This is a genomic window from Corynebacterium mendelii, from assembly GCF_017307055.1.
GTDB lineage: Bacteria > Actinomycetota > Actinomycetes > Mycobacteriales > Mycobacteriaceae > Corynebacterium > Corynebacterium mendelii.
This window is the reverse complement of the sequence record NZ_JAFLEQ010000001.1, coordinates 1-11,875: the sequence shown is the minus strand read 5'-3', so window position 1 is coordinate 11,875 and position 11,875 is coordinate 1. Positions and strand designations below refer to the sequence as shown.

At 64.1% G+C, this 11,875-nt stretch carries 7 protein-coding genes; 3 read left to right on the top strand and 4 right to left on the bottom strand.

The features are described from left to right. The coding region (locus JZY06_RS00035; RefSeq protein ID WP_207117444.1) for a galactokinase family protein at positions 1 to 1,114 on the bottom strand (1,114 nt) is incomplete at its 3' end. A gap of 243 nt (positions 1,115 to 1,357) precedes the next feature. Between JZY06_RS00035 and JZY06_RS00030 the strand changes: the two genes are divergently transcribed. Further along, a complete protein-coding gene (locus JZY06_RS00030; RefSeq protein ID WP_207117443.1) occupies positions 1,358 to 1,558 on the top strand; it encodes an SPOR domain-containing protein in 201 nt (66 codons plus the stop codon). A 442-nt stretch (positions 1,559 to 2,000) separates the two neighbouring features. Here the strand turns inward: JZY06_RS00030 and JZY06_RS00025 are convergent, their stop codons facing one another. The 3 genes from JZY06_RS00025 to pip all read right to left on the bottom strand — a co-directional run bounded on the left by JZY06_RS00025 (position 2,001) and on the right by pip (position 6,682). Then, on the bottom strand, positions 2,001 to 2,693 hold the full coding sequence (locus tag JZY06_RS00025) for a CAP domain-containing protein (protein WP_207117442.1): 693 nt from the start codon (positions 2,691 to 2,693) through the stop codon (positions 2,001 to 2,003). Positions 2,694 to 3,946: 1,253 nt separating this feature from the next. After that, complete coding sequence (locus tag JZY06_RS00020) at positions 3,947 to 5,644, bottom strand: CYTH and CHAD domain-containing protein (RefSeq protein WP_207117441.1); 1,698 nt, start codon at positions 5,642 to 5,644, stop codon at positions 3,947 to 3,949. A 57-nt stretch (positions 5,645 to 5,701) separates the two neighbouring features. Continuing rightward, positions 5,702 to 6,682 carry a prolyl aminopeptidase gene (gene pip / locus JZY06_RS00015; RefSeq protein WP_207117455.1) on the bottom strand — a complete coding sequence of 327 codons (981 nt, stop codon included), beginning with the start codon at positions 6,680 to 6,682 and terminating at the stop codon, positions 5,702 to 5,704. Between the two features lie 252 nt (positions 6,683 to 6,934). Here pip and JZY06_RS00010 point away from each other — a divergent pair, with 252 nt between their 5' ends. After that, entirely contained in the window at positions 6,935 to 8,275 is a 1,341-nt protein-coding gene (locus tag JZY06_RS00010; protein ID WP_207117440.1) for a glutamine synthetase family protein, read from the top strand. Next, positions 8,178 to 11,594: a bifunctional [glutamine synthetase] adenylyltransferase/[glutamine synthetase]-adenylyl-L-tyrosine phosphorylase gene (locus tag JZY06_RS00005; protein ID WP_377769105.1), complete on the top strand. Its 3,417-nt coding sequence runs from the start codon at positions 8,178 to 8,180 to the stop codon at positions 11,592 to 11,594. The genes JZY06_RS00010 and JZY06_RS00005 overlap by 98 nt, the downstream gene beginning before the upstream one ends. Positions 11,595 to 11,875: the final 281 nt, after the last annotated feature.

Here is an 11,875-nt window from a genome sequence, read left to right as displayed (position 1 = left end):
GCCTGGCCCACCGGGCGGCGATGTCCCGGTCGGAATCGTTGACCAGCTCCAGGGCGCTGCGCGCCCCCCGGGAGCGGCACAGTGCCGCATACTGCAGGGCACGGTCGGTGTCCGCCTGGCAGAACGCAATCCAATCCTCGGCGGCGGCAATGCTGGGGGCGTCTTTGTCCCCGCGGACATGGTGCACCGCCCCCAGCCAGTCGATGACACGTTGTGTCGCATCGGGTAGGCACCGCAGGGACTGCACCCCGAAAGCTTTGGTGGCGGCGCTGAAAAAATCCCGGCGGAAAGCCACGTCGCCGCTGCTGCCGCCCGCCCCCGCCGGATGGTGCGGCAGCACGGCGAACGTGAGGATGTCACCGGCGCCCGGCTGCATAAGCGGGCTGGCGGAATTGTCGGCGTAGTTGATCACCAGCGCCCCGGAGTCGCTGCCGCGCAGCGCAGTGGTCAACCGCCAGCGGGCGGTGGGGTGGTTGTGGAACACCCGGCAGGTTTGGGTGAGCAGATCGGCCAGCCTGGCCCGGTGCGGAATATCATCGTTGACCCTGTAGGCGGAGCCGATGGCCAGGGCCGCCGCCGTGGCGGCGGCTTCTATCTCACCCAGCCCCATGTTCTCGGGGACGGTGGTTGAGACAGTGACATTCATTCCGGCGACATCCCGGGTGATCATCTGGCGGCCGATCATCGACCAGATCACCCCGCCAATCAGTTCCGCGGCCGTGCCCTCCGGGGATGCGGTGGGGCGGGTGTCCTCCCCGGTGTCCGGGGAACGGTAGGCGGCGATGCCGCCGGCCCGTTCGGTGGGGTTGTGGATGTGTTCGCCCAACTCATCCAGGCGGGAAAAACTGGTGCGGGTCACAACCGGGGAACCTGCCCCGGGCCGGTGCCAGGCGACGGTGACGGTATCACCGTCAGCCGGGCTGACCGCCACCGCCACCTGCCTGTCCGCGGGCATGGCGACAACCACCCCGCCCATGTCGTCGGTGTGGTCGCCGATGACGGCCAGGGTTGCCGGGGCACCCGCACAGCCGGTGGGGGCTGAGGAAAAAAACTTCCGGTGTGCCGCGGCCGCGGCGGGGCCGGGCGAAATCGTGGATGCAGGAAGAAAAGCCATAACGTGTTTTGACAAGCCGCCTTCGAAAGGAAAAACCGCCGGCACACAAGCGGGTGTGCCCACCGCCGGTGGAAAACCCGCCCGGCGGCACCCACAACTGTAATAGCTGAGCGTTGTGGCACCGCGGCGCGGGTGAGGAAGGTTTTCACCCCGCCCCCGCCCCCCCGCACCGGTAGGGTGGGGGAATCCGCACGTGGCGCACCCAGTTGTGTGCCGCAGCCAACCCAAAAAGGAGTGTTCCCCATGGCAGACATCGAATCCGACAAGTGGTACTACAATCTGGACACCGGCGAGGTGATGCAGGGAAAACAGATCGGCTGGTTTGACCGGATGGGTCCCTACGACAGCAAAGAAGAAGCCGAAAACGCCCTGGAGATCGCGCACCAGCGTGCCCGCGAGGCCGACGAGTACGACCGGGAAGACGACACCTGGTCCGACAACTGATCCGTGGGGCTGTTCCGGCCGGGATTTGCCTTAAAACGGGGCGGCGGAAGATGAAAAAGCCGCGGCCGTGGGGCGACAGACGCGGCTGGTGCAGGGGCCACCCGGCCACAGCGTACACACGGCAGTTCCGCAGGGGTTTTTCTACGTTGGGGAGATGCATCCGGAAAACGCCTGTGCGCCCCCGTACCCCGGGGCGCGGGTTGCCGCCGTCCGTATCCCGCAGCTTCGCTGCCCACCGCCGGTGCGGGGGTGATCGGCCACGGCCAGCTGCCACGGTGGGGGACCGGTGGGGAGGGAAAGTATTTTTTGCCGCGCAGGCTTTTTGCCGGGGTGTTTCTCCGGGAACCCGTGCACGGTTGAGCAAACCCGCACGGTCCCGCTTGTCCCGGGCCTTAACCCGGGTGCGGAAGGGGACCCGGGTTAAGGCCTGGGGGTGGAAGGTCTAGCTGTAGTAGAGCCGCACCACGGCAAACACCTGTCCGGACTGGTCGTCGAAAGCGACCCCGATCCCGGCGACGGTAAAGGAATCGCGGTGCATCAGCGCCCGGTGGGAGGGGGAGTTTTCCCACTGGCGGGCAAAGTCCTCGGCCAGACCGTCAGAAGAGGTGGCGGTGCGCATCGCCAGGATTTCGGCGTATTTGTACATCCCCGAATCGTGGGTCAGTACCTTGGTGCGGGCGAGTTTTTCCGCGAACTGCTGTGCCCCGGCGCTCATGGAATCATTGTTGGCCAACGGTTGTTCACCGTGGGCGCGACGGTGGGCGTTGATGCGGGCGAGAATATCCTGCGCGGTGTTTCTGGTTCGGGTGTCGGGCCACACGGCTGCTGGATCCACCACCCCGGTGTGCGCCCCCTTCGCTGCGGGGGAAGTGGTCAAAATCCGCTCGATGTCGGTGCTGTTATCAGCCGGCGGACTCGATGCCATGGGAGTGGCGGTTACCTCCCGGCCCCCGGACGGTTCAGCTGTGCGGGCCGGGGTGGGAGAGTAGTCGGTGTCCTCACCTGTGGAAAACGACAATCCGGTGTGGATAAGGTCGACAATTCCGGCTGAGGCAGTCGGCGGCGCAAAGCCGGTGACCGCCACAGCGGCAGCAACAGCAGCTGTGGCGATCCGTACACCGATGGTGGTGGCCATCGCGGTTGTCTCCTTGGTGCAAGCGGCAACCGGTGAACGCCGACGGTAGCGTCCCGCCGGTCCTTTCCGGCTGTTTTGTCAGCCGGTTCCTCAAGTCGGGGCGGGAGCGGGACTGCCGGATGGGAAAACTGGCAGTTGCCGAAAAGAAAAAGTGGTGCGGTATGTGTGGAAAACCTTTCGGCCGGGTCAAAAAGGCGGTTCGTCGTCGGGATGGTTTCTCCCGGATTGGGGTGTCCGGGTCCTCAGCGAAACCATGCACCGCTGCCGTCCGCGCTGTGACGTGCCTTGTGGGGGAAGGCGATCAGCCGGTGGTGTTGTCCAGTTGTGGGGGCACAGGTGCCGCCGTCGCCGACTGTGGGAGCTGCCGGGGCCGGTGGTTGCGGGCCAACGATATTTGTTGGTTCCATCGTGCCGTCACCTCAAAGACTAACGCTGATACCCGGTTATCCCCAAGGCTTGAAGAAAGACCGGGGGTAATTCACCCCTGATGCGATAAACGCGCAGGTCAAAATGATTTTATGGTCAAACTGAACTTTGTTGAGCCTGCTTGTACCGGCGGTTATTTTGCCCCTTCCAGGCATGTAGCATAACCGCTATATTGACGATGCAATACTGTATTTATGCCGCTTTACCTGCTGAAACAGTATAAAAACAAGCAACCGGGGGGTAATGGCTAACACTGTATGCCCCCGGTTCGGACATGAATGTTTGGAAAAACGGGTTCCCGGCGGCGGTTGTGTCATGGTATCGGTCCCTGGCCAGCGGGTCGGTGGCCACCACCTATCGAACTGATTGTTTTCTGTTACTAAGTTTCAAGTCGCAGGTAATGCGTTATTTTTGAGAGGGAAACGGTTGCTTGGTCCGGTACGGCCCGGTGGGGGAGCCGGTGTGTCCGGCCCCCCGTTTATGGGGTTTGGGGTGGGGCTTACGGTGCCGTAGACAGTGCCCGGTCATGGTCGTGGCCCGGGCGAATATGCGCCTGATGCGTCATTGGCAATAGTGGGGTTCAACAAAATGTTGTGTCTTTTGTCACAAAACTGTGTTTGTGCAGCTAGGAGCGTTATCGTCCGCGTGTTCCGGGTTGTTGTCCACCCCCGCTTTTGACGGTGGCCGACCCGGTGTCGCCGACAGTCCGCGGGCAGCCGGTGCCGCCGGCGCACGGTGGGCACGGGTGAAGATGGCCCGTGGCCCGGACACCGGGTATTCGGTACAGCCCCGAGGCAATGACACGGTTTCTCCCCGCGCTCCGGGGGTCAGCGGGCTGCTGCCGCCATCATCTTGCGGTATGCCTTGTCGACTTTGGCGAAGTGCCGCTCCAGGTCGGCCAGTCGGTTTTTGCCCGCCGTGTGGACAATCTCATGGACGATACCCAGGCTGAAGGTGTCGAAACCCGCCTCATGGGCGGCGGCGGCTTTGGTGGCCAACAGGTCACGCACGACCACCGTGTCCTGGAAATCGCCCAGATCATCCTGCAGCACGGACAGTTTCCGGTAGAGCTTGGCTGTCTTCAACCCGGAGTGGCTGCCCGCCGCCTCGACGGCGTAGCGCAGTTTCTTGGCGGTTTTGCGCATGTCGTGCACCCGGTCCTCGCGCTGTGTCAACGGCAGGGAACTGTCGGCGAGTCCTTGTGCGGCCAGCCGGTACTGTCCGGCCAGCTTCTCGAAAGCAGCCGAGAGGTGGTCGGCCAGAATCTTGTCGGTGGCGTCAACCGTGCCGGGTGATGTGCGGCGTGTGCGCTTGTTGTTTTTCTTTCCCCCGGCACCCGTGCGCTTGCTGGTGGACATGCCGTGGCTGGGGGTGTTTTCCTCCCCGTCCGGTTGCGCCGGAGTACCGGCAACCAGCGGCGGTGTGCGTACCAGGCCGTCGACGGCGTCGAGAAGTGCCACATAGCGCGGGGAGGACATGAATTCGACGGCCTGCGTCCACGCCCGGGTGTAGTCGTCGCGGATACCGGAGAGGACGAATTCCCGCAGCTTATGGCTGACACCGGCGTCGGTTTCCCGGTCGAAGATTTTGTCCAGCATCTCCGCGACCACTTCCGCGTCACGTGCCCGGCCGAGAATTTTGGCCAGATGCTTCAATTCGTCTTCCACCGGGGCGGTGGCGGCGGGGTCGAGGATCCCGCTGAACGTGGACAAGTGGCTGCGCATCTGGCGGGTGGCCACCCGCATCTGGTGTACCGAATCGTCATCGTTGCGGCGCACGGCCGGATCCCAGGCAATGATTTTGTCGCGGTCGGCAGACAGGGCGGCGACGACACTGGCTGCCGGGGTGCCGGCGGCGGGAACCACAGCCGCCGGGCGGGCGACATTGCTGCTCGATTTCCCGAGGGCAGCCACAAGTTTCGAGGGGAAATCGCTGTCGGTGGCACCGGCGGCGGTGAGTACCGCGGCCGCGGAAATCAGCATCTGTTCGGCGGTGTCGGCATCAGTTGTGCCGTCGGTGAGTTCGAACTCCCATTCCCGCCACGAGGTTTTTTGACCCCCGGGAAGAAACGACCAGGCGGTGACGTGGTCGTCACAGAATTCGGCGATGTCGTTGCCCCGGTCATCGAGCAGGCGGTGGACATGGCGCTCATTGTCGACGCGGGCAATGGCTGTCACCGGCCGGTTGCGCAGCAGCGCGGTCAACTGGGAGGCAATCTCTTCAGGCGGTGTCACCGGTGTGCCGGGCTGCGGCGGCTCACCGGCCGGGCAGCGGATTTCCAGGCGGCCGGTGGCCGCCGGAAACTTCACGTGCCAGCCGGCATCGGTGCCGCCGGTACGCCGGCGCAGCACAACCCGGTTGTCGGTCAAGGTCAAATCAGCGGTGTCGTAGTAGATGGCCGACAGCGTGTGGATGGTGCAGGAGGCGTCCTCCGCGACCATGCACACGGCTGATAAATCGGGAACATCAACTCCTGTGTCAACCGCGAATTTGGCTTCAACCTCGATAGCTTTCGTTGTGCCCATAGAGTATGTTTCTACCAGTTCACATACCCCTATGGGAACACCCCGCCGCCGCGTCGGCTAGCCGAACCGGCGGGCGAAGTTGTCGGTTGCCGCCACCAGCCGGGCCGCTGTCTGGGCTTCATCGGCGGCATGCCCGGAGCGGTCGCTGACGTGGAATTCCGCCTCCGGCCACGCCCGGTGCAGCTGCCAGGCGCTTTTCATCGGGCACACCACGTCGTAGCGGCCCTGCACGATCACCGCCGGGATATCCCGGATTTTGTCGATATTGCCCGGTTCGAGAAGCTGTCCGTCGCCGATGAAGGCATGGTTGACGAAATAGTGGTTTTCAATCCGGGCGAACGCCACGTCGAAAGCCTGTTGTCCGTGGTCGCCGGGGGTGTGGGGGATATCCAGGTGGCTGGTCAGCCCCTCCCACATCGACCAGCGGCGGGCCGCGTCGGTGACGGTGTCCCAGTCACTGCTGTGCAGCAGACGGTGGTACTGCTCAATCAGATCCACCCCGTCGATGCGGGTGCGGCCGTGGATGTCATCGGCCGCGGGGCGCAGATGCTCGTCCACCGCGCCGAGGAATTCGTCCCAGTATTCGGGGAAAATGTGGCCCGCCCCGCCGTTGTAGTAGAAGTCGAGTTCGGTTTTGCGCAAAAGGAAAATACCGCGCAGCACCAGCGCCAGAACCTTGTCCGGATGGGCCTGGGCATAGGCCAGCGACAGGGTGGAACCCCACGAACCGCCGAACACCAGCCACCGGTCGATATTCAGGTGTGTCCGCAGGCGTTCCATGTCCGCGATCAAATGCGCGGTGGTGTTGACTTCGAGCAGCTCGTCGACATCGGCTGCCGGATCAGCCACCGACGGTGTCGACCGGCCGCAGCCGCGCTGGTCGAAACGGATGATGCGGTAGGCCCGGGGGTCAAAGAAACAAAACGATTGCCGGGATGTTCCCCCACCCGGCCCGCCGTGGACGAACACCGCCGGAATCCCGTCCGGGTTGCCGGCCACCTCATAGAAGATTTCCTGCCCGTCGCCGACCGGGAGCATCCCGGATTCGATGATTTCACCGACCTCATGCAGTGCATCGTGTGCAGTCACTTTTTCCTCCTCCACTGTCACACCGTGATGGCTGTCAAGGACAACTCTAGTTTTTCACCCGGCCCGTTTGCCGCCGGCACCGGTGCGGACCGCCGGGATGGGGCACCGGTGCTTCCCGGGGCGGCGGTGGCGGTGATGCGGTGGGGTGGCTTGCGGTGTTGTGCCCGGGTGCGGGAGAGAGTTTTCAGTAGGGTTTAAACCATGGACTCACAACAGGAATTCGTGCTGCGCACCGTCGAAGAACGGGACATCCGTTTTGTCCGCCTCTGGTTCACCGACATTTTGGGCTATCTGAAATCGGTGGCCGTGGCCCCCGCGGAGTTGGAGGGCGCCTTCGACGACGGCATCGGATTCGACGGCTCCGCGATCGAGGGGTTTTCCCGCGTCAGCGAAGCCGATACCCTGTGCCTGCCGGATCCGTCGACCTTCCAGATCCTTCCCTTCGGCAGAACCGACGACAATCTGGCGCAGGCGAGAATGTTCTGCGATATCGCCATGCCCGACGGACAGCCCAGCTACGCTGATCCGCGCCAGGTGCTGCGCCGCCAGGTGCAGGCCGCGGCGGCTGATGGATTCACCTGCAACATCCACCCGGAAATCGAGTTTTTCCTGGTGAAGTCGCTTGATACCGATGGTCATGAACCCGAACCGACCGACACCGGCGGATACTTCGACCAGGCCGTGCACGACGATGCACCGCATTTCCGTTCCGAGGCCATCCACGCCCTGGAGCAGATGGGGATTCCGGTGGAGTTTTCCCACCATGAAACAGCCCCCGGCCAGCAGGAAATTGATCTCCGGCACGCCGATGCGTTGACCATGGCCGACACGATCATGACGTTTCGCTACCTGATCAAGGAAGTGGCCCTGCAAAACCATGTGCGGGCCACCTTCATGCCGAAACCCTTCGCCGACCATGCCGGCTCCGGCATGCACACCCACATCTCCCTGTTCGAGGGGGAGACCAATGCCTTCCACAATCCGGATGACGAATTCAATCTCTCCGACACCGCCCGCCAGTTCATAGCCGGGGTGGTCGAACATGCCCCGGAAATCTCCGCGGTGACCAACCAGTGGGTCAACTCCTACAAGCGGATCGTGTTCGGGGCGGAAGCCCCCACCGCCGCCACGTGGGGGGTATCCAACCGTTCCGCACTGGTGCGGGTGCCCACCTACCGGCCCGGCAAAGTCGAATCCCGCCGGGTGGAGGTCCGCAACATCGATTCCGCCTGCAACCCGTATCTGGCCTACTCGGTGCTGCTGGCCGCGGGATTGAAGGGCATCCGGGAAGGCTACGAACTGCCTGATCCGGCCGAAGACGACATCTCGTCGCTGACCCGCCGGGAACGCCGGGCCATGGGATACAAGGATCTGCCGACCTCCCTGGACAATGCGCTGCGGCTGATGGAGCAGTCCGATCTGGTTGCCGATACCCTCGGCGAGCATGTCTTCGAGTTCTTCCTGCGCAACAAATGGCGGGAATGGAACGAATACCAGCGCCAGATCACCCAGTGGGAGTTGCGCACCAACCTGGACTACTGACCTTTTCCTTATCTTTGCGCCGGGAAGAAGATCACACACACCACCGGCGACAATCCCCGCCCACCCCGTCCCGCCGAAAGAGCCGATGACTTCACCGCGTTCCACCCGCCGCCGCCTGCCCACCCCCGCGGGATTGTCCCTGCACTCACCGACCGCGGAGAAAGATCTGCGGCACCTGGGCTGGTACAACGAGGAATCGGTGGATTTGTGCTGGGCATTGTCGGGAACCGGTGACCCCGATCTGGCTTTGAACACCATCATCCGGCTCTATGGGGTCCTTGCTGCCGAGGAGCAAGAAACCGGCGGGTCAGCCGAGCTGGACCGGGCCCTGCGGGAGGATCCCGAGCTGCGGGTGATGCTGTTGTCTCTTGTCGGCGGATCCAGTGCCCTGGGTGATCACCTGTGCGCCAACCCGCAGCTGTGGCGGCAGCTGACCCACCCCATCCCGGACCGCGACGAGATGTTCACCCTGCTGCTTGACAGCATCGGCGCCCGCCCGGCGGTGTTTGCCGGACCGGCCCCGCACGACACCGGTGACAGTGCCCCCGGCCCCGACGATTCCGGCGCCCACGGGGAGCGGACAGCTGTCGTTGCCGGCGATCCCACTGGCGGGCCGGCGGGCCGCCTGCCGCAGGGTATGGCACTGGCCGCGCGCGGTGACGGGCGCACCATCCGGGCCGCCGGGGACCATGCGGGCACCTATGTGGCGACGCTGACCGGGAAGCAGGCTGTCACAGCCATGCGGCAGACCTACCGGTCACTGCTCATGCGCATCGCCGCCCGTGATCTGGCCGGAAGCTACCTGTCGTCGGTCCGCCGCCCCGGTATGGAGGAGCTTCCCTTCGCAGAAGTCACCGGGCATGTCAGTGATCTGGCGGATGCGGCACTGACCGCCGCCCTGGCCGTCGGCTACGGGGAGGTCTACGGGGATGATCCGGTTGACACCAGAATCAGCGTCATCGCCATGGGTAAATGCGGCGCCCGGGAGCTGAACTACATCTCCGATGTGGATGTCATCTTCGTCGCCGAACCGGCCCACGCAAAAGCCACCCGGGTGGCCGGGGAGATGATCCGCCAGGGGTCGGCGGCCTTCTTCGAAATCGATGCCGCCCTGCGCCCGGAAGGCAAACACGGCGCCCTGGTCAGAACCTTGGACAGCCATGTGGCCTACTACGACAAATGGGCCGACACCTGGGAATTCCAGGCCCAGCTGAAAGCCCGCCCGGCCACCGGCGACCTGGTGCTCGGGGAGGCCTACATCGCCGCCCTGCGGCCGAGAGTGTGGGAGGCATCCAAACGGGAATCATTTGTCGAGGACACCCAGAAAATGCGCGCCCGGGTGGTGGCCAATGTGCCGGGGGCGAAAAAAGAACGCGAACTCAAACTCGGCCGCGGCGGCCTGCGCGACATCGAATTCGCCGTGCAGCTGCTGCAGATGGTGCACGGGCGCTCGGATGAGTCGCTGCGGGTGGCATCCACCGTCGATGCGCTGGCCGCGCTGATTGACGGCGGCTACATCAGCCGGGATGACGGCCACCATTTGATCCAGGCCTACGAATTCACCCGGCTGCTGGAACACCGCCTGCAGCTGATGCGGGTCAAACGAACCCATCTGCTGCCCGCCGACAACGACGACAAACAATGGCGGTGGCTGGCCAGATCCGCCGGCGTGGCCAGCACCGGCTCGGAAACCTCCGACCAGACGGCCAAACAGCTGTGGGGAAAAATCAAACGCCAGGTCGCCGACCTGCACGGCAAACTGTTTTTCCGGCCGTTGCTGCGTTCGGTTGTCGCCATTGACACCGACACCCTGAAACTGACCCCCGAGTCGGCGAAACGGCAGCTGAAACTGCTCGGCTACGAATTCCCCGACCGGGCGTTCGAACACCTGAAATACCTGGCCCAGGGGTCGCGCCGGGCAGCGAAAATCCAGGCCCTGCTGCTGCCGACACTCATGGAATGGCTGTCGGATACCGCCGACCCGGATGCCGGATTGCTGAACTACCGGAAACTGTGCGATGCGGCACAAGACCACACCTGGTTTCTGCGGATGCTGCGGGATGAGGGCATCGTCGGCCACCGGCTGATGATTATTCTCGGCAACTCGCCGTATGTTTCCGATCTGTTTGTCAACGCCCCCGACATGGTCAAGCTTCTCGGTGACGGGGCAGCGGGACCGAAACTGCTGGACGCCGACCCGGATGCGGTGTCCAGCGCACTGGTGGTCACCGCCCTGCGCCACAGTGACCCGGATCGGGCGATTGCCGCGGCCAGATCGCTGCGCCGCCGGGAACTGGCCCGGGTGGCCGCGGCCGACCTGCTCGGCATGATGGATGTGCGGGAAGTGTGCCGGTCACTGTCACTGGTGTGGGATGCGGTGCTGGAAGCGGCGCTGCGCGCCGAAGTGAAAGCCGCCCTTGATGATGACGGCCGGGCGAAAGCGGTGATATCGGTGATCGGCATGGGTCGTTTGGGCGGCCACGAATTGGGCTACGGATCCGATGCCGATGTCATGTTCGTCTGTGAACCGACGAAGGGCACTAACGACAACGAGGCGATCAAATGGTCGATCGGAGTGGTCGACCGCATGCGCCGCCGGCTGTCGAAACCGTCGGGGGATCCGCCGTTGGACGTGGATTTGGGGCTGCGCCCGGAGGGCCGGTCCGGGGCGGTGGTGCGCACCCTCGATTCCTATGAGCGCTACTACCGCCAGTGGGGGGAAACCTGGGAAATCCAGGCACTGCTCCGGGCCACCTCCATTGCCGGCGACAAAGAACTCGGTGAGCGTTTCTGCCTCATGGTCGACCAGTTCCGCTACCCGGACACGGGGGTGTCGAAGAAAACGGTGCGGGATGTGCGGCGCATGAAAGCCCGCGTCGATAATGAACGGCTCCCCAAAGGCGCCGACAAAACCGTGCACACCAAACTCGGCCGCGGGGCGCTGACCGATATCGAATGGACCGTGCAGCTGCTGCAGCTCGAGCATGCCCACGACCACGTCAATCTGCGCAACACCTCCACCCTGGAGGTCCTCGGGGTGCTGGCCGACGACGGCATCCTCACCACAGACCAGGCCGACAAACTGCGCCGGGCATGGCTGACGGCCACCCGGGCACGCAACGCCCTGGTGCTGGTGAAGGGAAAACGCACCGACCAGCTTCCCCAGCCGGGCCCCCACCTGGCCCCGGTGGCCGGTGCCGCGGGCTGGGATCCCGACAACTACCAGGAGTTCTACGAGCACTACCTGAAAACCACCCGGCTGTGCCGTCATGTTGTCGACGAGGTGTTCTGGGGCGAGGAAACCAGCTTCGAACCCTAGAAAAACCGGGCTCACCACGCCGTATCGGCCGGATGTATCCGTCCTGCCGGCGGGAAACCGCCGCCGGCAGACGCCGGGCAGATAAGGGTGGGCTGGGCTAAAATGTGCCCCTTTGCCGTGGCTTTCGGGGTCTCTGTCGTGTGCGCGGCCATATTCCGGACGGATGGACGGCTTGTGTCCCATCCTGTGGTATGACTGTCGTTTGTGCTGGTGGAGCCGAATGTTTGGGGGTGTGTCCGCCTGGAAGGAGGGGATGGATTGCCATCTTTTGGATGATGGTG